General features: G+C 60.0%; 18 protein-coding genes. 6 read left to right on the top strand and 12 right to left on the bottom strand.

Features of this window, described 5'->3' with window-relative positions:
- Positions 1–2 precede the first annotated feature (2 nt).
- Positions 3–848, top strand: coding sequence for an N-hydroxyarylamine O-acetyltransferase (gene nhoA, locus ES815_RS20770; protein WP_142489513.1), 846 nt, complete (start codon positions 3–5; stop codon positions 846–848).
- 27 nt (positions 849–875) lie between these two features.
- Here nhoA and ES815_RS20765 read toward each other — a convergent pair whose 3' ends face one another.
- The 7 genes from ES815_RS20765 to ES815_RS20735 form a co-directional block, all read right to left on the bottom strand.
- Positions 876–1,112: a type II toxin-antitoxin system PemK/MazF family toxin gene (locus ES815_RS20765; RefSeq protein ID WP_260609638.1), complete on the bottom strand. Its 237-nt coding sequence runs from the start codon at positions 1,110–1,112 to the stop codon at positions 876–878.
- A 620-nt stretch (positions 1,113–1,732) separates the two neighbouring features.
- Positions 1,733–2,413, bottom strand: coding sequence for a respiratory nitrate reductase subunit gamma (gene narI / locus ES815_RS20760; RefSeq protein WP_142489511.1), 681 nt, complete (start codon positions 2,411–2,413; stop codon positions 1,733–1,735).
- Entirely contained in the window at positions 2,410–3,105 is a 696-nt protein-coding gene (gene narW / locus ES815_RS20755) for a nitrate reductase molybdenum cofactor assembly chaperone (protein WP_142489510.1), read from the bottom strand. Before narW ends, narI begins: the two co-directional genes overlap by 4 nt.
- Positions 3,105–4,649, bottom strand: coding sequence for a nitrate reductase subunit beta (gene narH, locus ES815_RS20750; RefSeq protein ID WP_142489509.1), 1,545 nt, complete (start codon positions 4,647–4,649; stop codon positions 3,105–3,107). The genes narW and narH overlap by 1 nt, the downstream gene beginning before the upstream one ends.
- Positions 4,646–8,386: a nitrate reductase subunit alpha gene (locus ES815_RS20745; RefSeq protein WP_142489508.1), complete on the bottom strand. Its 3,741-nt coding sequence runs from the start codon at positions 8,384–8,386 to the stop codon at positions 4,646–4,648. The genes narH and ES815_RS20745 overlap by 4 nt, the downstream gene beginning before the upstream one ends.
- A gap of 68 nt (positions 8,387–8,454) precedes the next feature.
- Positions 8,455–9,846, bottom strand: a complete 1,392-nt coding sequence (locus tag ES815_RS20740; protein WP_142489507.1) for a NarK family nitrate/nitrite MFS transporter — start codon at positions 9,844–9,846, stop codon at positions 8,455–8,457.
- A 198-nt stretch (positions 9,847–10,044) separates the two neighbouring features.
- A complete protein-coding gene (locus tag ES815_RS20735; RefSeq protein ID WP_142489506.1) occupies positions 10,045–10,620 on the bottom strand; it encodes a TetR family transcriptional regulator in 576 nt (191 codons plus the stop codon).
- A gap of 115 nt (positions 10,621–10,735) precedes the next feature.
- Here ES815_RS20735 and ES815_RS20730 point away from each other — a divergent pair, with 115 nt between their 5' ends.
- On the top strand, positions 10,736–12,229 hold the full coding sequence (locus ES815_RS20730) for an MFS transporter (protein WP_142489505.1): 1,494 nt from the start codon (positions 10,736–10,738) through the stop codon (positions 12,227–12,229).
- On the opposite strand, the gene ES815_RS20725 is transcribed toward ES815_RS20730, so the two are convergent.
- Together ES815_RS20725 and ES815_RS20720 are read right to left on the bottom strand one after the other, a co-directional pair.
- Entirely contained in the window at positions 12,226–13,254 is a 1,029-nt protein-coding gene (locus ES815_RS20725; protein ID WP_142489504.1) for a LacI family DNA-binding transcriptional regulator, read from the bottom strand. The two genes, ES815_RS20730 and ES815_RS20725, sit on opposite strands and share 4 nt — an antisense overlap.
- A complete protein-coding gene (locus ES815_RS20720; RefSeq protein WP_142489503.1) occupies positions 13,251–14,009 on the bottom strand; it encodes an MBL fold metallo-hydrolase in 759 nt (252 codons plus the stop codon). The genes ES815_RS20725 and ES815_RS20720 overlap by 4 nt, the downstream gene beginning before the upstream one ends.
- A 149-nt stretch (positions 14,010–14,158) precedes the next feature.
- On the opposite strand from ES815_RS20720, the gene ES815_RS20715 reads away from it, so the two are divergent.
- The 4 genes from ES815_RS20715 to ES815_RS20700 are packed head-to-tail and all read left to right on the top strand — an operon-like array spanning position 14,159 to position 18,029.
- Complete coding sequence (locus ES815_RS20715) at positions 14,159–15,145, top strand: ABC transporter ATP-binding protein (RefSeq protein ID WP_142489502.1); 987 nt, start codon at positions 14,159–14,161, stop codon at positions 15,143–15,145.
- Positions 15,146–15,180: 35 nt separating this feature from the next.
- Positions 15,181–16,326 carry an extracellular solute-binding protein gene (locus ES815_RS20710; RefSeq protein WP_142489501.1) on the top strand — a complete coding sequence of 382 codons (1,146 nt, stop codon included), beginning with the start codon at positions 15,181–15,183 and terminating at the stop codon, positions 16,324–16,326.
- A 54-nt stretch (positions 16,327–16,380) separates the two neighbouring features.
- Complete coding sequence (locus ES815_RS20705; RefSeq protein ID WP_142489500.1) at positions 16,381–17,208, top strand: ABC transporter permease; 828 nt, start codon at positions 16,381–16,383, stop codon at positions 17,206–17,208.
- Positions 17,208–18,029, top strand: coding sequence for an ABC transporter permease (locus ES815_RS20700; protein WP_142489499.1), 822 nt, complete (start codon positions 17,208–17,210; stop codon positions 18,027–18,029). The genes ES815_RS20705 and ES815_RS20700 overlap by 1 nt, the downstream gene beginning before the upstream one ends.
- Before the next feature lie 75 nt (positions 18,030–18,104).
- Here the strand turns inward: ES815_RS20700 and ES815_RS20695 are convergent, their stop codons facing one another.
- The 3 genes from ES815_RS20695 to ES815_RS20685 are packed head-to-tail and all read right to left on the bottom strand — an operon-like array spanning position 18,105 to position 20,985.
- Positions 18,105–19,331 carry a Zn-dependent hydrolase gene (locus ES815_RS20695; protein WP_142489498.1) on the bottom strand — a complete coding sequence of 409 codons (1,227 nt, stop codon included), beginning with the start codon at positions 19,329–19,331 and terminating at the stop codon, positions 18,105–18,107.
- Positions 19,328–19,810: an L-2-amino-thiazoline-4-carboxylic acid hydrolase gene (locus tag ES815_RS20690; protein WP_142489497.1), complete on the bottom strand. Its 483-nt coding sequence runs from the start codon at positions 19,808–19,810 to the stop codon at positions 19,328–19,330. Before ES815_RS20690 ends, ES815_RS20695 begins: the two co-directional genes overlap by 4 nt.
- Positions 19,811–19,827: 17 nt before the next feature.
- Positions 19,828–20,985, bottom strand: a complete 1,158-nt coding sequence (locus tag ES815_RS20685; protein ID WP_142489496.1) for a branched-chain amino acid ABC transporter substrate-binding protein — start codon at positions 20,983–20,985, stop codon at positions 19,828–19,830.
- Between the last annotated feature and the right edge of the window lie 15 nt (positions 20,986–21,000).

Below are 21,000 nucleotides of genomic sequence, written 5' to 3'. Positions count from 1 at the left end.
CCATGACCCCGTTTTTGACCGAATATTTCGCCCGTACCGGCTGGCAGCAGCCGGTTTCTGTGGATATCGACACCCTGCGGGCGTTGCACCTGCAGCACAACAGCGCCATCCCGTTTGAAAATATCGATGTGGTGCTGCCGCGGGAGATCCAGCTCGACGATCGTTCCCTGGCCGATAAGCTGGTCACCGCCCGACGCGGCGGTTACTGCTTTGAGCAAAACGGCCTGTTTGAGCGGGCGCTGCGTGAAGTAGGGTTTAACGTCCGCAGCCTGCTGGGTCGGGTGGTACTGGCAAACCCGGCACAGATGCCGCCGCGCACCCATCGTCTGCTGATGGTCGAGCTGAATGGCGAGCGCTGGATAGCCGATGTGGGCTTTGGCGGGCAGACGCTGACCGCGCCGATTCGGCTGATCGCCGAGGAGGAGCAGGCGACCCCGCACGGGGTCTACCGCCTGATCAACGACGGCCAGGACTGGGTGCTCCAGTTCCGTCATCACGATCACTGGCAGTCGATGTATCACTTCGATCTCGCCGCCCAGTATCAGACCGATTACGTGATGGGCAACTTCTGGTCCGCGCACTGGCCGCAGTCCCATTTTCGTCATCATCTGCTGATGTGTCGGCATCTGCCGGACGGCGGCAAATTGACGCTCACCAATCTGCACTTTACCCACTGGCAGGAGGGGCATGTGGTGGAGCAGATAAACCTGCCGGACGCAGCGGCGCTATATCAGCTGATGCAGGAGCGGTTCGGGCTGGGCGTGGAAGATCCGAAGTACGGTTTTTCACTGGCAGAACTGACGGCGGTGATGGCCGGGTTTGAAACCCATCCGCAGGCGGGGAAATAGGCGGGAAGGGGCGACAGCCCCTTTCTTTTACCTGATTAAAACTTTAGCGCGTATTCTCACGGCATCCAGTTCTTCGGCGGTTGCCGTTCCCTTTTTCGCCGCGTTAAGCGCCCGCCAGTCCAGATTTTTGATCTGGTCGGCGTGGGCGACGTTGCGATGTGAACCGCTAATAACCACTTCGAAGGGATAGTTTTTGATTTGCGACGTGAGCGGACAACAGAGCATTAAGCCGGTACGTCCATTGTAGGTGGCGGGTGAAATCACCAGCGCGGGGCGATGTCCTGCCTACGGTGTGGTGCAGTTTTCGTAGGCCGGGTAAGGCGGAGCCGCTACCCGGCATGGTTTGGTACCCTGCGGTCTGCAACGCCGGGCGGCGCATGCGCTTGCCCGGCCTACGGTATGGTGCGGTTTTCGTAGGCCGGGTAAGGCGGAGCCGCCACCCGGCATGGTTTGGCACCCTGCGGTCTGCAACGCCGGGCGGCGCATACGCTTGCCCGGCCTACGGTATGGTGCGGTTTTCGTCGGCCGGGTAAGGCGGAGCCGCCACCCGGCATGGTTTGGCACCCTGCGGTCTGCAACGCCGGGCGGCGCATGCACTTGCCCGGCCTACGGTATGGTGCGGTTTTCGTAGGCCGGGTAAGGCGGAGCCGCCACCCGGCATGGTTTGGCACCCTGCGGTCTGCAACGCCGGGCGGCGCTAGCGCTTGCCCGGCCTACGGTATGGTGCGGTTTTCGTAGGTCGGGTAAGGCGAAGCCGCCACCCGGCATGGTTTGGCACCCTGCGGTCTGCAACGCCGGGCGGCGCTAGCGCTTGCCCGGCCTACGGTATGGTGCGGTTTTCGTAGGTCGGGTAAGGCGAAGCCGCCACCCGGCGTGGCTCGGGCTTACCTCCGGGAGCGCACCAGCTGATAGCGTCGGGTGATGTATTCGAACGGGGCGCTCCAGACGTGAACCAGACGGGTAAACGGGAAGATCAGGAAGATGGTCATCCCCAGCACCAGGTGGACGCGGAATATGAACGCCACGCCGGTCAGCATCTCAGACGATCCGCCGCGGAAAGTGAAGATCCCCTGCGCCCAGCCGACCAGTTTCAGCATCTCGCTGCCGTCCGGGTACTGGGCCGAGAACGGAATCGTCGTCAGGCCGAGCACGCACTGGGTCAGCAGAATGCTCATGATGATGATATCCGGGGTGGTGGAGGTGGCGCGCACCCGCTGATTAAACAGACGACGATACAACAGCATCGAGCCGCCAATCAGGGTCAACACGCCGCAGATCCCCCCGGCAATCATCGCCAGCTGCTGTTTGACCGCCATCGGCAGGAACCAGGCGTACATCCAGTGCGGGGTTAACATCCCGAACAGATGGCCGAAAAAAATCCCCAGAATGCCGATGTGGAACAGGTTAGAGCCCCAGTTCATGCCGCGCTTGTCCAGCAGCTGGCTGGAGGAGGCGCGCCAGGTGTACTGGCCGTAGTCATACCGCAGCCAGCTGCCGAGGAAGAAGACCGCGGCGCAGATGTACGGATAAATGTCGAAGAAAAAGACGTTCAGATGGTGTGTCATTTTGGGCCTCCGGCACTGACGTCCACGTACTGCGGCGCGACGTCCTGGCTAAAGCGTCGTTGATATTGCTGCATGGGCGAGCTTTCGCACGCCGTGGCGTTATCCTCAATAAACTTCACCTGCTCCTCTTCCCAGACCGCATCCAGCGCCTGGCGGGTGTCGTCCCGTTTTTCACCCGCCACCTGCTGCGTGACGCTGTCACTGGAAAGCTTGCTGCCCGCGAACCTCAGCAGGGCATCAAACAGCTGATAGTGCGCCACCTGGCGCTGTTTCAGCCTTCCGCCAATCAGCGCCAGGATTGGCGCCACGTTCTGCAACCCCTCCCGGGCCTGCGCCTCGGGCAAAATGCTTAAATACTCCAGATAGAGCGGCAGATAGTCCGGCAGCTCGCGGCAGTCGAGCTGCAGCCCGGCCTGCTCGTACTGATTCATCAGGTCGACCATCGCCTGTCCGCGATCCCGGGACTCCGCATGCACGTGTTCGAACAGCAGCAGCGAGGTGGCGCGCCCGCGCTCGAACACCTCACACCACTCGGCCTGGCGGTCGAGCAGCGGCGCGTTAAGGTACTGCTGCGCAAAGGGCAGCAGCGCCGGCGCGTCCTGCGCCACCAGAGCGATCGCCTCGTCGCGGCTCTCCCACAGCGCCTCGTCCGGGTACTCAATCAGCAGGGCAATAATTTTGAGGATCTGCATTACTCTCCCTCCCCATGTTCCCGCACCTCGGTGATGTTGATGGCGTCGATGCGGCTGCTGTTGAACAGGTTAAATTTGGTGTCGGAACCGTGGCAGCCGTCGCCGAAGGTAAAGCCGCAGCCGTTTTTCTCCGGGAAGGCGTCCCGGGCCATCTCCCGGTGGCTGGTCGGGATCACGAAGCGGTCTTCGTAGTTGGCAATGGCGAGATAGCGGTACATCTCTTCCACCTGCTCGACGCTGAGGCCCACTTCCTCAATGGCGCGGGTATCGGTCACGCCTTCCACGGTCTGGGAGCGTTTGTAGTGGCGCATCGCCATCATCCGTTTCAGGGCGCGCAGCACCGGGCCAGTGTCGCCCGCGCTGAGCATGTTCGCCAGATACTGCACCGGAATGCGCAGGCTTTCGACGGCCGGGAGGATGCTGTCGGTCTGCGGCAGACCACCGGCATCGGCATAGGATTGGATCGGCGACAGCGGCGGTACATACCAGACCATCGGCAGGGTGCGGTACTCCGGGTGCAGCGGCAGGGCCAGCTTCCAGTCCATCGCCATTTTGTAGACCGGGGAACGTTGGGCCGCGTCAATCACGTTCTGCGGAATGCCTTGCTTAACGGCCTCTTCAATGATGGCCGGGTCGTGCGGGTTCAGGAACACGTCGCACTGACGCTCATAGAGATCGGTTTCGTGCTCGGTGCTGGCTGCCTCTTCAATACGGTCTGCGTCATACAGCAACACCCCGAGGTAGCGGATGCGCCCGACGCAGGTTTCCGAGCAGACGGTGGGCTGGCCGGATTCGATGCGCGGGTAGCAGAAGATGCATTTTTCCGACTTGCCGCTCTTCCAGTTGAAGTAGATCTTTTTGTACGGACAGCCGCTGATGCACAGACGCCAGCCGCGGCACTTGTCCTGGTCGATCAGCACGATGCCATCCTCTTCGCGCTTGTAGATCGCCCCGCTCGGGCAGGTCGCCGCACAGCTCGGGTTCAGGCAGTGCTCGCACAGGCGCGGGAGATACATCATGAAGGTGTTTTCGAACTGGCCGTACATCTCCTTCTGCATCCTGTCGAAGTTGCGGTCGCGGGCGCGCTTCTCGAACTCGCCGCCGAGCAGCTCCTCCCAGTTTGGCCCCCATTTGATCTTGTCCATCCGTTTGCCGTCAATCAGCGAGCGCGGGCGGGCGGTGGGCAGGTGGTTGCCCTCCGGGGCGCGGTGCAGATCCTGATAGTCGAAGGTGAAGGGTTCGTAATAGTCGTCGATCTGCGGCATCTGCGGGTTAGCGAAGATTTTCGACAGCACCCCCAGCTTGCCGCCCAGACGCGGGGTTAGCTTGCCGGAGATGCCGCGGATCCAGCCGCCTTGCCACTGCTCCTGGTCCTCCCAGTTTTTCGGGTAGCCGATGCCCGGCTTGGTTTCGACGTTGTTAAACCAGGCGTACTCCATGCCTTCGCGCCCGGTCCAGACGTTTTTGCAGGTCACCGAGCAGGTGTGACAGCCAATGCATTTGTCGAGATTAAGTACCATGCCAACCTGTGAGCGTATTTTCATTTTTTCGCCTCCTGTACCTGATCCCGACCTTCGCCATCCAGCCAGTTAATGTTCTTCATTTTGCGGATCATGATGAACTCGTCGCGGTTCGACCCGACGGTGCCGTAGTAGTTGAAGCCATACGCCAACTGGGCGTAGCCGCCAATCATGTGGGTCGGTTTCGGGCAGATGCGGGTGACCGAGTTGTGGATCCCCCCGCGTCGTCCGGTCACTTCAGAGCCCGGAATGTTCAGAATGCGCTCCTGGGCGTGGTACATCATGGTCATTCCCGGCGGCACGCGCTGGCTGACCACCGCGCGGGCGGTGAGGGCGCCGTTGGCGTTGAAGCACTCGATCCAGTCGTTATCCTCAAGGCCCAGCTCGCGGGCGTCGGTTTCGCTGATCCAGACAATGGGCCCGCCGCGCGACAGCGTCTGCATCAGCAGGTTCTCGCTGTAGGTGGAGTGAATACCCCATTTCTGGTGCGGCGTCAGGAAGTTCAGCGCCTTCTCCGGGAAGCCGTTGGGTGGGATCTCGCGCATATGGGTCACGCTGCGGGTATCAATCGGCGGACGGTAGGCCACCAGACTCTCGCCGAAGGCGCGCATCCACTGATGATCCTGATACAGCTGTTGACGCCCGGAGAGGGTACGCCAGGGGATCAGCTCGTGGACGTTGGTGTAGCCGGCGTTATAAGAGACATGTTCGCTCTCAATGCCGGACCAGGTCGGGCTGGAGATGATTTTACGCGGCTGGGCCTGAATATCGCGGAAGCGGATTTTCTCGTCTTCCTTGTTCAGGGCCAGGTGGCTGTGTTCCCGGCCGGTAAATTCCGCCAGCGCCTCCCAGGCCTTGACCGCCACCTGGCCGTTGGTTTCCGGGGCCAGGGCGAGGATCACCTCCGAGGCGTCAATCGCCGTCTCAATGCGCGGGCGGCCTTTCGCCGGGCCGTCGAGCTTGACGTAGTTGAGCTTGCCGAGGAAATCGACCTCGTCCTGCGTGTTCCACGAGATGCCTTTCCCGCCGTTGCCGAGCTTGTCCAGCAGCGGCCCGAGGGCGGTAAAGCGCTCGTAGGTGTCCGGGTAGTTACGCTCCACCACGGCGATGTTTGGCGCGGTTTTGCCGGGGATCAGCTCACATTCGCCTTTGCGCCAGTCGGCGATGTCGAACGGCTGGGACAGCTCAGCCGGGGAGTCGTGCTGCAACGGTTGCAGCACCACGTCGGTTTCGGTACCCAGATGGCCGACGCAGACCTCAGAGAAAACTTTGGCGATGCCCTTGTAGATCTCCCAGTCGCTGCGCGACTCCCAGGCCGGGTCCACCGCGGCGGAAAGGGGATGAATAAACGGATGCATATCCGAGGTATTCATATCGTCTTTCTCATACCAGGTGGCGGTCGGCAGGACGATATCCGAGAACAGGCAGGTGCTGGACATGCGAAAATCGAGGGTCACCAGCAGATCCAGCTTGCCCTCGATGGCGGCGGTCTGCCACTCCACCTCTTCGGGTTTCACGTCGTCGGTATTGCCGAGATCGTCGCCCTGAATACCGTTTTCAGTGCCCAGCAGGTACTTAAGCATGTATTCATGGCCTTTGCCGGACGAGCCCAGCAGGTTCGAGCGCCAGACGAAAAGGTTGCGTGGATGGTTACTGCCGCTGTCCGGCTGCTCGCAGGCCATACGGATATCGCCCGATCTCAGCGCCTGGGCGGTGTACTCCTGGGGCGACATGCCGACTGCCTCGGCCTGAGCCTTGATGTGAAGCGGATTAAGGTTCAGCTGCGGCGAAGACGGCAGCCAGCCCATGCGCTCGGCGCGCACGTTAAAGTCGATCAGATGCCCGGTGAACTTCGAGGCGTCCGCCAGGGGGGAGAGCAGCTCCTGGGCGGTGAGTTTTTCATAGCGCCACTGGCTGGCGTGATTGTAGAAGAAAGAAGTGCTGTTCATCTGGCGCGGCGGGCGGTTCCAGTCGAGGGCGAAGGCCAGCGGCAGCCAGCCGGTTTGCGGGCGCAGCTTCTCCTGGCCGACATAGTGCGACCAGCCGCCGCCGCTTTTGCCCACGCAGCCGCAGAACACCAGCATGTTAATCATCCCGCGGTAGTTCATGTCCATGTGGTACCAGTGGTTCACCCCGGCACCGAGGATAATCATCGACCGTCCATGGGTTTTATGCGCCGTGTCGGCGAACTCCCGGGCGATCTGCTCAATATGGCGACGCGGCACGCCGGTGATCTGCTCCCCCCAGGCCGGAGTGTAGGCTTTGATTTCGGCGTAATCTTTTGCGGCGTGAACATCTTCCAGCCCGCGATCGAGACCGTAGTTAGCCAACACCAGATCGTAGACGCTGGCGACGTGCAGCTGGCGGCCATCGGCGAGGGTCAGGGTTTTTACCGGCAGCTGACGCACCAGCACCGGCTCCTGCTTCACGCTGCGAAAATGCGGGTTTTCATTGCCGCCAAAGTAGGGGAAGGCCACCCCGGCGACGGTGTCGCGGGTGCCCAGCAGGGAGAGCGCCAGCTCCGTTTTCTGACCGGCCGCCAAAGGCTCGAGATTCCATTTGCCTTTTTCGCCCCAGCGGAAGCCGATAGAGCCGTTGGGCACCACCAGATCGCCGGTGGCGGTAAAGGCGACGGTTTTCCACTCCGGATTATTGGCTTCGCCCAGCCCGTCGGCGAGGTCGGAGGCCCGCAGCATCCGGCCCGGCACGTAGCTGCCGTCCTCGCGCGGGTCGAGCATCACCAGCATCGGCATGTCGGTATAGCGACGGCAGTAGTTGAGGAAGTAGTCGCTCGGATTATCGAGGTGGAACTCTTTCAGGATCACGTGGCCCATCGCCATCGCCAGGGCGCTGTCGGTACCCTGTTTCGGCGCCAGCCACTGGTCGCTGAGTTTCGCCACTTCCGAAAAATCGGGGGTGATGGCGATGGTTTTGGTGCCTTTGTAGCGGACTTCGGTAAAGAAGTGGGCGTCCGGGGTACGGGTCTGCGGCACGTTGGAGCCCCAGGCGATGATATAGCTGGAGTTGTACCAGTCGGCGGACTCCGGCACGTCGGTCTGCTCGCCCCAGGTCATCGGCGAGGCGGGCGGTAGATCGCAATACCAGTCGTAGAAGCTCAGACAGGTGCCGCCCAGCAGGGAGAGATAGCGGGTGCCCGCGGCGTAGGAGACCATCGACATCGCCGGGATCGGCGAGAAGCCTGCCACCCGGTCCGGGCCGTAGTGTTTGATGGTCCAGACGTTGGCGGCGGCGATAAGCTGGTTTAATTCTTTCCAGTTGGAGCGGATAAACCCGCCGTGACCGCGCGCCTGCTTGTAGCTCTGGCTCTTCTGCGGATCATTCTGGATGGCGTTCCAGGCCAGCACCGGATCGCTGTGCTGTGCCAGCGCCTCGCGCCATAGCTCGATCAGCTTGCGGCGCACCAGCGGGTACTTCAGGCGGTTGGCGCTGTAGAGATACCAGGAGTAGCTGGCCCCGCGCGGGCAGCCGCGCGGCTCGTGATTCGGCAGGTCGGGGCGGGTGCGGGGGTAGTCGGTCTGCTGGGTTTCCCAGGTGACCAGTCCATTCTTGACGTAGATTTTCCAGCTACAGGAGCCGGTACAGTTCACGCCGTGGGTGGATCGCACAATTTTGTCGAACTGCCATCGCTGGCGATAGCTGTCCTCCCAGTCGCGGTTGGTGTGCATCACCTGACCGTGTCCATCAGCGAAGGTCTCGCCTTTTAGTTTGAAATAACGAAAGCGATCCAACAATTTACTCATGACGTTTCTCCTGACGGGGCGACTCCCGCCCCGTGGTTACACTGCTCACAAAAAATTGAACTGACTCGTTATGATTTGACGTGCTTCTGACGACGGCCATACACCAGCCAGGTGACGAACACGCAGACGATGTAGAACACCAGGAAGACCTTCATCGCCCCTACCGGCGAGCCGGTCATCGCCAGGGAGGTGCCGAAGGCTTTGGGAATGAAGAACCCGCCGACGGCGCCGATGGCCGAGATAAAGCCCAGCGCGGCCGCGGTGTCGGTAACAGCCTCTTTCTGGGCCTGCTCGTCCGTGCCGCCGTGCAGTTTGACTCTATAGACGGTGATTTGCCGGAAGATGACAGCGATCATCTGGAAGGTGGAGCCGCTGCCGAGCCCGGCGGTGAGAAACAGCCCCATAAACACCAGATAGAAGGCGGTAAAGTTGCCGGAGCCGGAGCCCGGCAGGGTGAGGAACAGCAGGGCGCTGAACAGGGCCATAAAGATGAAGTTCACCAGCGTGACGCGCACCCCGCCAAGCTTATCGGAGATCACCCCACCGGCAGAACGCGCCAGGGCCCCAATCAGCGGGCCAAAGAAGGCCAGATGCAGGATATTGACGTCCGGGAACTGGGTTTTCGACAGCATCGCGAACCCGGCGGAAAAGCCGATAAACGACCCGAAGGTGGCCAGATAGAGCAGGCTCAGCAGCCACAGGTGCAGGCGCTTGAGTACCGGCAGCTGGCTGGCGATGGTCGCCTTCGAGCTGGCGATATCGTTCATGCCGAAAAAGGCGGCGAGGGTGGCAAGCAAAAGCAGCGGGGCCCAAATCCAGGCGGCGTTGGCGAGGAACAGCGTCGAGCCATCCTCCTGCGGCACGCCGTGCACCCCAAGGAAAGTAAACATCGGCAGGAAGATCACCACCGGAGCCAGCATCTGCATCACGCTGACGCCGAGATTGCCTAGCCCGCCGTTAATCCCCAGCGCGCTGCCCTGTTTGGCTTTGGGGAAGAAAAAGCTGATGTTGCCCATGCTGGAGGCGAAGTTGGCGCCGGCAAAACCGCACAGCAGGGCAATAGTGATAAATACCGCATAGGGAGTAGCCGGGTTTTGCACCGCAATACCGAGCCATACGCAGGGAATAATAAGAATAACGGTGCTTAATACCGTCCAGTAGCGGCCGCCAAATATGGGCACCATAAAGGAGTAGGGAACGCGTAATATCGCCCCGGAGAGCGAAGGCAGGGCGGTTAACATAAACAGCTGATCGGTGGTGAAATTAAAACCCACCTTATTCAGGTTCACCGCCACCGCGCTAAATAACATCCAGACGCAGAACGCCAGCAGCAGACAGGCAACCGAAATAACTAAATTTCGTCGCGCAATCTTTTTACCTTTATTTTCCCAAAATGCCGCGTTTTCCGGTTTCCAGTTACTCAACAGATAATGATTATTCTTCTCAGCTTGTTGTGACATATTACCCTCTTGCATATCCGTAAATGGCAGAAAGAGAAATACATTCAGGCAAATGCCTGAGTTTTTGATGAGAAATTATTAGATGTGTTTTGGGAGTCTTCTGAAAGGATAGATAAAAAAGCGAACCCCTGAGTTTAGAAGGGAGATGTGGGCTCGCTTAATGTGTTACAAATCGTAACAGTTAAGAATGGCTGATGATTAGTCCAGCTCGAGGGTAATTAACGTATTAAGGTGTTGATTAAATGCTGCGTCGTCCATCTGCGGCATGGATAATACATACAGCCCGTCCAGCCCACAGACCAAGCCAATCAGCCGCCAGGCGACGTTTTCAGCCCTGTCTTTCAGCCTGAAGGCCTGCTCTTGTTCACCCGCCCGTATTATGGCGACCGTCTCCTGATGCCACATCTCCATGGTTAACACATAAGCCCCTTTTATTTCGTCATCGCGGGTGGCTAACAGCTGGGCTTCCCGCCACAGGCGAATATAGGGTTCAAAACTGCGGTCATCGCTGCCGAGCATGGCGTGGAGCCGTTCCCGCCAGGTGGCGTTTTCTGCTACCACATCGGCATCCAGCAGGGCGCGGATCAGGCGGATAAAGGCCTGCGATTTGAGCTCGCCTGCAGAGGCAAAATGGTGATGCACCTGACCGGTCGCCACTTTCGCCTCACTGGCAATACGTCTTACGGTCATCGCGGTAAAGCCTTCGCTCAGCGCCACGCGCATCGCCGCCTGCAGGATCTCTTCCCGCCGCTCGTCCTTGCTCAGATAGCTCATTATTTTCACTCTCAACTGGGGGACAACGAGTGTAACAAAAAGCTGGACACGCGTTCAACTTTACGTAGGATCGCAATCTGGACATGTGTCCAGGTTTAGTCAGATAAGGAAAGTTATGTTTCGTCAGTGGTTAGCGTTAGTGATTATTGTGCTGGTCTATATCCCGGTGGCGATCGACGCCACGGTGCTCCACGTCGCCGCGCCGACGCTGAGTATGACCCTGGACGCCAGCGGCAATGAATTGCTGTGGATCATTGATATCTACTCCCTGGTGATGGCCGGGATGGTGCTGCCGATGGGGGCGCTCGGGGATCGCATCGGCTTTAAGCGGCTGCTGATGATGGGCAGCACCCTGTTTGGCCTCTCGTCGCTGGCGGCGGCGTTTGCCCCTTCGGCGGGGTGGCTGATTGCGGCGCGGGCCTCGCTGGCAATTGGGGCGGCGATGATCATTCCCGCCACTCTGGCCGGGATCCGCACCCTGTTCCCGGATGCGCGTCGGCGTAATATTGCCCTCGGGGTCTGGGCGGCGGTGGGGTCCGGCGGGGCGGCCTTTGGCCCGCTGGTGGGCGGGATGCTGTTGGCGCACTTCTACTGGGGAGCGGTATTTTTGATCAACGTCCCGATTGTGCTGCTGGTAGTCTCCCTGGCGGCGCGTTATGTTCCGGCTCAGGAGGGGCGGCCTGAGCAGCCGCTGAACATCACCCATGCCCTGATGCTGATCGTGGCGATTTTGCTGCTGGTCTACAGCGCTAAAACGGCGCTGAAAGGGGGAATTTCTCCGTGGCTGGTGGCGGGCACGCTGCTGACCGGGACGGTAATGCTGTGGATCTTTATCCGCATCCAGCTGCGCGCCCGCACGCCGATGATTGACATTCGCCTGTTCGGCCACCGCATTATTCTCAGCGGCGTGGTGATGGCGATGACGGCGATGATTGCCCTGGTGGGCTTTGAGCTGCTGATGGCCCAGGAGTTACAGTTCGTCCACGGCTTTACCCCGTTTGAGGCGGGGATGTTTATGCTGCCGGTGATGGTCGCCAGCGGCTTTAGCGGCCCGATTGCCGGGGTGCTGGTGGGGCGTCTGGGGCTGCGGATCGTGGCGACCGGCGGCATGGGCCTGAGCGCGCTCAGCTTTATCGGTCTGTCGATGCTCGATTTCAGCACTCAGCAGTGGCAGGCCTGGTGCCTGATGGTGCTGCTGGGCTTTAGCGCGGCGAGCGCGCTGCTGGCCTCCACCTCCGCGATCATGGCCGCCGCGCCAAAAGAGAAGGCCGCTGCGGCCGGGGCGATTGAAACCATGTCCTATGAGCTGGGGGCCGGGCTGGGGATTGCGATCTTTGGTCTGCTCCTGACCCGCAGCTTCTCGGCATCGATCGAACTGCCGCCGGGGCTGGATGCCAGCCTTGCCGATCACGCCTCCTCATCCATCGGCGAGGCGGTGAAGGTCGCCCAGCATCTGACGCCAACCCTTGCCGAATCGGTGATCGAGGCGGCGAAAACCGCGTTTATCACCTCGCACAGCGTGGCGCTCGGCAGCGCAGGGGCGATGCTGCTACTGCTGGCAACAGGGGTGTGGTTTAGCCTGGCGAAAGTCCCGCGCCAAGCGGGCTAAGCGCTTTCGGGCCTGGGCGAGGTTTGGCGGTAAACCAGCTCCACGCTGACCCACTCCACCTGGGAGGGCTGGAGCGGGTTTTGCGCCCGTGCCAGCAGCCGCGTCAGCGCCCGACGGGCAATCTCGGCCACATCCTGATGCAGCGTGGTCAGCTGATAACTTAACTGACCGCTTTGCGGGGTATTATCGAAGCCAATCAGATGAAAATCGCACGGGGCAGATTTGCCACGCTGGCGCATCCCATCGAGAAAACCGCAGGCCAGCTGCGCATTGGCGCAGAAAATCCCCTCCGGCAGCTCGCCTTGATAGCCCTGGGCCGTCGTCAGCCCGCCCTCATAGCCCTCCGCAGCGGCGGCGAGCCTGGTAACCTGCTGCGCGGTGTCGACGCCCAGCTGCTGCAGGGCCTGGACAAAAGCCTCGCCGCGCATCCTGCCCGCCCAGGTGGAGGCCTGATGGTTAAGCCAGCCAAAGCGACGACACCCGGAGCGCCAGAGCTGTTCAGCCGCCAGCCGGGCGCCGCGCTGGTTATCCGAGCAGATAAAATCCACCAGCGGGATATCGGGATGACGATTGATGCCGACCACCGGGATCTGCTGGCTGACGCATTCGTTAACGATGGCCTCCGGCGGTTTGCCGGAGGTGACGATGACTCCGGAGACGCGAAACTGAGTGAAGCGTCGTAGGGTATTGACCAGATCGTCCTCGCCGGTGATCTCGCTGACCAGCGCCTGATAGCCACGCCGCTGGATCTCGTGCAGTAACCCCTCAAGCAGACTGCTGCGAAACGGATCGCCAATCCGGGCGACGATCACCCCAATCAGCTGGCTGCGCTGGCGGTTCAGTCCCTGAGCGAGAAAATTCACCTGATAGCCCAGTTCCTGAGCGGCCCGTAACACCTTTTCCCGGGTCGCAGGGGAGATGCTGCCGTTGCTGCTCAGGGCGCGGGAGACGACGGCCCGGGACACGCCCGCCCGTCTGGCCACGTCCTCGGCGGTCACCGCCTGCTTGCGAAGGCTGCTACTCACGGGGTTTCCTCCCGGCGATGGGGCAGCTCGAAGGTCATGCCATCTTCACTGACGAACAGGCCGGGGTAGGGCTCGCAGGCCTCCACCAGGGTCGGCCTGGCGCTGTCGTTGCAATGATAGAGCCCCAGCGCCGGCAGTTTGAGGCGGGAAAAGAGCGCCAGACAGTCGGGGAAATCCCCATGGGACGCGTCACCGGGCAGCGGCGTCGCCGAGGCGCACTCCTGGAATGCCAAATCTGCCCCGGCCATCAGGGCAATACTCTCTGGGGTTGGACGGCCATCGCCGCTGTAAAACAGAGTGGCGAGGGCCGTCTCAATGCGCAGGGCCAGGTTCGGGATCTCATGATGGGTGAAGGCGGTACGCAGGATCCAGTCCTGCCAGCGCCACTCTGGGGTGCTGTCGCGCCAGTCGATCGCAAAGCAGAGTCCGGTTTCCGGCCAGTTCGCCAGGCTTGCCAGCTGCAGCAGGGCCGGGCGATGCGCAGGCTGCGACCAGATAATGAGCGGTTTTGTCCGCTGAAAGCTTTTCCAGTGGTTGAGGAGCGCCGTCAGCCCGGTGCAGTGATCCGGGTGGATGTGGGTGAAGTAGAGAGCATCAATGTCGTTAACATCCAGACCGCGCTGCCATAACGCCCGGGGAATAGTGGGGCCGCAATCGATCAGCAGCTGATAACCGGCGCTGTCGATCACCCGGATTGCCGAGGTATTCTGCCGCAGAGAGAAGGCGCTGCCGCAGCCCAGAATATCTATTTTCATTTCGCCTCATTAATTTTTTGCTGACTTAATCAAATTGTCACAAATACACGACAGAGTAGGCGAACATAATGCCGCTGGAACGTTGCGTTTTTTTTACAAACAAATGAACACGTGTTCATCGGTAACGGAAAAGAATTAAGGGATCGTGCGTGAGTTATTTGCAAATAGATAAACTGAAGGTTGCCTACGGGAATAATATTGTTCTTCACGATATCCATCTGGCGGTGGGCAAGGGCGAGATGATCGCGCTCCTCGGCCCCTCCGGCTGCGGCAAGACAACGTTATTGAATGCGTTATGCGGTTTTCTCCCGGTCCATTCTGGCTCCGTGGCGATTAATGGCCGGGATATTACCTACAGTTCGCCGGAGCAGAGAAATATCACCATGGTGTTTCAGAGCTACGCCCTGTGGCCGCATTTAACGGTCGCGCAAAATATCGGTTACGGGTTAAAGGTCCGCCGCGTTAAAAAAGAGGAGATACAGCGCCGGGTACGCGAGTTATTAAAAATTATTAACCTCGAAGGCTATGCGGAAATAAAAGTGACGGCGCTTTCCGGCGGCCAGCGCCAGCGCGTTGCCCTGGCCCGTGCGCTGGCGATTGAGCCGGATGTGCTGGTGCTCGACGAGCCTCTGTCGAACCTCGATGCCAAAGTGCGCCTCAACGTGCGGCATGAAATTAAAGCCCTGCAAAAACGGCTCGGTTTTACCTCGCTGATTGTCACCCACGATCAACAGGAAGCGCTGGTGATGGCCGACCGAATCGCGGTGCTGAATAACGGCCGCATCGAGCAGATCGGCACCCCCGAGGCGATTTATCACCGCCCGGCAACACCCTTTGTGGCGGATTTTATGGGCGCGGATAACTGCCTCACACCTGACGATGGACAGGGAAGAACGCTCTATTTCCGCAGCGCCGATATCGCCATGCATGCCGCGCTACCGGAGCCCACGCCGGAAGGGTTAACCCTCGAAGGAACCGTCGAAGAGAGCGCCTTTTTAGGTCATCAGTACCGACACAGCGTGCGCTGCGCCGGGCAGATTTTACTCGCAGACTCAGCAACATGCTGGCCTGACCGTTCGCCGGTCGTGTTGCATGTGCCTGAGGCTGCGCTCCACAGGTTTGAACCTGCTTTGTAATGCCAACCGACACACACTTTTTCTGGGGAACGATCATGTCCGTAAAAACAAAAATGGCTGTCACCGTCGCACTGACTCTGGGCTGCCTGCACGGGGCGAATGCCGAAACGGTACTCAACGTCGCCACCGCAGGTGACCAGAATATGGTGGACTACGTCAAAACCTGGCTGGGACCGAAATTTGAAGCCGCCCATCCGGGGGTAAAAGTGCAGGTGGTCGGCACCGGGCCAGGCGATGCCGGATCGAACAAGATTATTGAAAAACTGACGGCGCAGGAGCAGAGCGGCGCCAAAACCTGGGATATCGACGTGGCGGTCGTACATCAGGCCGCAGGCGGACAGCTGGTCGAGAAAGGGCTGCTTGAGAATTACCGCCAGTCGGTTAAAACCGGCACCATGACCACCGCCGAGAACGCAAGAAACGCGCTGGGGGTCAACGTTGACGGCTATGTGATGCCTATGTTCCTCAGCCAGACGGCGATTGCTTACAACAGCGACCTGATCAACACCCCGCCGAAATCCTACGACGAGCTGGTGCAGTGGTCGGAAAAAAATCCCAAAGCCTTTGGCTATAACGGCATCAAAAACGGCATGTCGGGCGTGAGCTTTGTGGTGGGCTGGATGTACGCCTACGGCACGCCGGCCGAGCGTCTTACCGCGCTGCCTTACGATAAAGGGGTTGAAAAGGCGTGGGGCCCGGCCTGGGCTAAGCTGAAAGAGTTCAATAAAAACATCACCTTTACGCCGGGTAATGCCGGAACCCTGGATATGCTGAGCCGGGGCGAAATTACCATGGGGCCGGTATGGGTTGATATGTTCTACAGCTGGAAAGATCAGGGCAAACTGCCGCCGTCCATCAAGCTGGCTTTAATCGCACCGGGCATGCCAGGGCAGCCGATGTACTACGTTGTACCGGCCAAAGCCGCGCAGGCAAAACTGGCCCAGGCCTTTATCGAGCTGGCGACCAGCCCGGAGATTCAGGCTGAGGGGATCGTTAAGCAGTTCAACTGGTACCCGGGCATCGACGCCAAATATGTGAAAGGGGCGCTGGACGATGCCACCTGGCAGAAGCTGTTTGCGGAAATTTCGCCGGAAGCCTTAGCGGAAAACGGCAAAAGCTTCCCAATCAAACCGTTCTTTGACGATATCAAAGAAGGCTACGAGAGCCAGGTTTCAAACTGAATAGATGACGTGCCTGGCGGGTCTCTGCCGGGCACCTTTTAGCGGTGATTATTCATGCGACACGCACTTAACGCTCTCCTGCTGGTTGCCCCGGCTACCCTGATGATTGGCATTTTTTTTCTCTGGCCGCTGGGCTACTCGCTCATGTCGGCTTTTACCCATGAAACAGGCTTAACCCTGGCGCACTTTGAAAAAGTGTTCAGCCTCTATTCCAACGATATTCTTTTTACCCTGATTATTGTCCTGGCCTCGCTGGCGATCCTGGCGCTGCTCTCCATCACCATTTCCGCCGTAATTGTGCTCTCACCCTGTCGTCGCCTCGTTAAGGCGCTGGCCTTTTTATACCGCCTGCCGCTGTTCATTCCGTTTATCGTAGCCGCGCAGATGATGCGCACCTTCCTGGCGAAGAATGGCCTGATGAACAATGTGCTGGTTGCCCTCGGGGTGATGACGCCGATGGAGACCAGCTCGCTGCTCGGCTGGAGCGGGATCATTATTACCTTTGTCTGGAAGCAGATGGCGTTTACCACGCTGCTGATCGGCGGCGCCATGGCGGCGGTGGACGCAACCCATATTCTGGCGGCGAAAAACCTCGGTGCCTCCCGGGTGCGGATCCTGTTCGACATTATTTTGCCCCAGATGCTGCCGACCATAGGCATCGCGATGGTGTTGTCCACCGTGACCATGATGTCGGTGCTCTCCGTCCCCCTGATGATCGGCACCGGTACGCCGACGATGATGACCGTGGATATGGCGTTTCGCGTTAACTCTTATGGCGACTATCCGGTGGCGAACGCGATGGGGGTGATCTCTTATCTGATGTGCGCCGCGCTGTCCTGGTTCTATCTCCGTCACAGTCTGAATGCGAAAGGAACCCACTGATGAACGCGCTGTTTCATAGAATTCGCGGCAGCTTTATTCTGCAAACCCTGCTGCTGACCTTTCTGGTGCTGGCGCTGTTTGGCCCGCTGTTGAACCTGCTGATCTGGACCGTGGCGGAGAGCTGGTTTTTCCCACATACGCTGCCCAATCAATGGGGGCTGAAATACTGGGGGCAGGTATTCAGCCCCTACAGCGACGTCTCCGGCTCGTTGTCCATCAGCGTACTCATTGCCCTGCTGTCAGTGGTGGTGTGCCTGCTGATTTCGATCCCGGCCGGGTATGCGCTTTCGCACCGTTCCATGCCGTGCCGCGCCTTCTTTATGCTGTTGTTTCTGATCCCGCAGGCCTTCCCGAACCTGACCGTCTATATGAACGTGGCGCGTCTGTTCTACCAGTGGGGATTGAATGGAACCATCGCCGGGGTGGTGCTGGTGCATAGCGTGCATGGGCTGATGTACTCCATCTGGATCAGTGTAGCGGCGTTCTCGGCGCTCGATCCGCTGCTGGCGCGGGCGTCACGCAATCTCGGGGCCGGGCCGGTCTACACCTTTTTCCATATCATCCTGCCGCAGGCAGCGCCCGGGCTGATTGCCGCCAGCATCTTTGTGTTTCTGGAGTCGCTGGATGAGTTTACCGCTACCTTCTTTGTCGGCGCGCCGGAGATCAACACGCTGCCGATACTGCTCTATACCGCCAGCATGTCGGGTAACTATCAGATGTCATCCATTACGGCGCTGATCCTGCTGGTGCCTTCAGTCATCTTTATGCTGGTGATCCATAAATTCATGCACCCGGAGATGCTGTCGAAGCTGGGGAAATAACCGGTCATAGTTACAACATACTGTAAGGTTTTTTCATAAAAGGTTCCCCGGCCGTTGGCCGGGGAAAGTGCCTGTTTAGCGCTCCTGCGCCGCACTCAGCACGCTATGCAGCAACACATTGGCGCCTTTCTCTGACCATTCCGGCAGGATCTTTTCCGCTTCGTTATGGCTGATGCCTTTTACGCACGGAATAAAGATCATGCTGGCCGGCGCGATTTTGCTGATATAGCAGGTATCGTGCCCGGCACCGGAAACCATCGGCTTCGCGCTGTACCCCAGCTCTGCTATCGCTTTCTCGCTGCGCGCAAGACAGCCGGCGTCAAAGGCGATAGGCGCATAGTCGAAAATGCGCTCCACCTCTGCGGTGATGCCGCGCGCAGTAAGGCTTTCCGCCGCCTGATGCAGGGCGGTTTCCATCGCAATCAGCGCCGCGCTTTCCGGATGACGGAACTCGACGCTGCACACCACCCGGGAAGGGACCACGTTGCGCGAGTTCGGCGTGATTTCAGCCATCCCAATTGTCGCGCGGCCGTCGGGCGCATGCTGATAGCCAATGGCTTCCACCTTCAGCGCCAGCTCTGCAAAGGCGGTTAAGGCGTCGCGTCGGCTGTGCATCGGCGTGGTGCCTGCATGGGCGGCGAAACCGTCCAGCGTGAGGGTAAACCAGCGCTGGCCCATCGCCGCACGTACCAGTCCGATATCAACAGCTTCATCTTCCAGAATCGGCCCCTGTTCGATATGCAGCTCGTAGCAGGCGTGGATCGGGAAGGCGCGGGCAGGGCGTTCGCCGCGATAGCCAATGGTATCCAGCGCTTCACTTACGGTAATGCCATCCCGGTCGGCCCGGGCGTGGGCGTACGCTTCGCTGAACTGCCCGGTCCAGACGCCGGAAGAGAGCATCGCCGGAGCAAAACGCGCCCCTTCTTCGTTGGTCCAGTTCACCAGCACGATATCGCGCTCGGTTTCAATCTGATGGTCGTTCAGGGTGCGCAGCAGCTCCAGCCCGGCCAGCACGCCGTAGATCCCGTCGTAGTTGCCGCCCAGCGGCTGAGAGTCCACGTGCGAGCCGGTCATCACCGGGGCGAGGGCAGCGTTCCTGCCCGCGCGGCGGATAAACATATTGCCCATGCTGTCAACATCGCAGGAAAAACCCGCCTCCAGCGCCCAGTCGCGCAGCAGGTTGCGGGCAATCCGGTCTTCGTCGCTTAACGCCAGGCGGGTCACGCCGCCCCTGGGCGTACCGCCGATCTGCGCCATCCTCTCCAGCGTCGACCATAGCCGGTCTCCATTCACGCGGATCATGCTTTGTCCTTGCTGCTGCGATAGCGGAAGTCGCAGCACTTGCCGCCCTGCATGATGGTGGTGGTACGGGTCAGCTCCACATCTGGCGCATAGCCGACGATAAATTTCTCATCGCGGGCGCACGACAGCAGGTGGCCGATCTCACCCAGCCCCATCTCGTGATACATCTCGGCATAGCGACAGCGGGTGACGTTGTAGTTGTACTGCTGGTCGTCGGCGTCGATCACCTTCACGTCCAGAGCGTTATCCTTCTCCCACAGATACTGCAGGGCGATAAAGCTCTTCACGTCCGCGCCGTTCGGCTCCTTGCTGGCAAACGCTTTGCCCGCGTCAATGGCGGCCTGCTCAATGGCCTCGCCAATTACCGCCTGGGCGCGGGTCTTGCCGATCTCGCGCACCAGAATTTCGTAAATGGGCTTAATAATTTCTGCTTCAATTTTGCGGCGGGCGAGAATGCCCAGCTCGTTATTATCACTCATCACATTGCCTCACTGCGTTACTTAGCTTTTGCGCCGCCCAGTACGGTTTGCGGCTGCCATTTGCCGTCGACCACTTTATAGACGGTGAACGACGGGGCTTTCAGGTTGCCCTGGTCATCAAAGGCGATCTGCCCGGTGACGCCGGAGTAGCTGATGGCGCGCAGGGCAGGCAGGTACTCTGCCGGATCCACCGAGCCGGCTTTCTCCATCGCCGCTACCAGCACGCGGGTGGCGTCATAGGCGAACGGGGCGTGCAGTTCGATATGGGTGTGGTAGCGGGACTGATACGCCTGCTCAAAGGTCTTGCCGCCCGGCATCTGATCCACCGGCAGGCCCGGTTCCAGCGCCACCACGCCTTCACCCTCTTTCTGCGCCAGCTGCAGGAAGGTCTGGCTGACAAAGCCGCCCGCGCCCATCAGGGTGGCGTTCATCCCCAGCTGTTTGATACGGCGCGCCAGCGGCGCTGCCTGGCTGTCCACGCCGCCGAAGAAGATCAGATCCGCGTTTTTGCTACGGATCGCGGTCAACACGGCGCTGAAGTCGACGGTTTTGTCGTCAACGTACTGACGGTCGACAATCTTCACGCCCTGAGCTTCGAGGGATTTAATAAACTCGTCCGCCAGCCCCTGACCAAAGGCGGTACGGTCGTCGATCACCGCGATGCGTTTGGCTTTCAGGGTGTCGATGGCGTACTGCCCGGCAAACTGACCGCCGTCATCGTCATGGCCCATCACGCGGAAGCTGGTGTCAAAACCCTGTTTGGTATAGGCGTGACCGGTGGCGACCGGGGCCACCTGGGCGATACCCGCGTCGTGATACACCCGTGCCGCCGGGATGCTGGTGCCGGTGTTCCAGTGACCGACTACGCCCGCTACGCCGTTGTCTACCAGACGCTGGGCCACGGCCACCGCGGTACGCGGATCCGACTGGTCATCTTCGGACTGTAGCTTGAAGGTTACCGCTTTGCCGCCGATGGTCGGATGCTGCTTGTTGATGTCGTCAATCGCCAGTTGGGCGCCGTTCTCCAGGTCTTTACCGATACGGGCAGACGGGCCGGTGAGTGGGCCCGCCAGGCCAATCACCACGGTTTCGCTGTCGGCGGCCCAGGCTCCGGTAGAGGCAAACCCGCTGAGCAGAATAGCGGCGCTGAGGGCGCTGATTTTTACGGTTTTCATTATTTTTCCCTGATG

Source organism: Leclercia adecarboxylata, from assembly GCF_006874705.1.
In the GTDB taxonomy this organism is placed as follows: domain Bacteria; phylum Pseudomonadota; class Gammaproteobacteria; order Enterobacterales; family Enterobacteriaceae; genus Enterobacter; species Enterobacter adecarboxylatus_C.
Note: the sequence above shows the minus strand (reverse complement) of the source record. Positions and strands in the feature narration are given on the sequence as shown.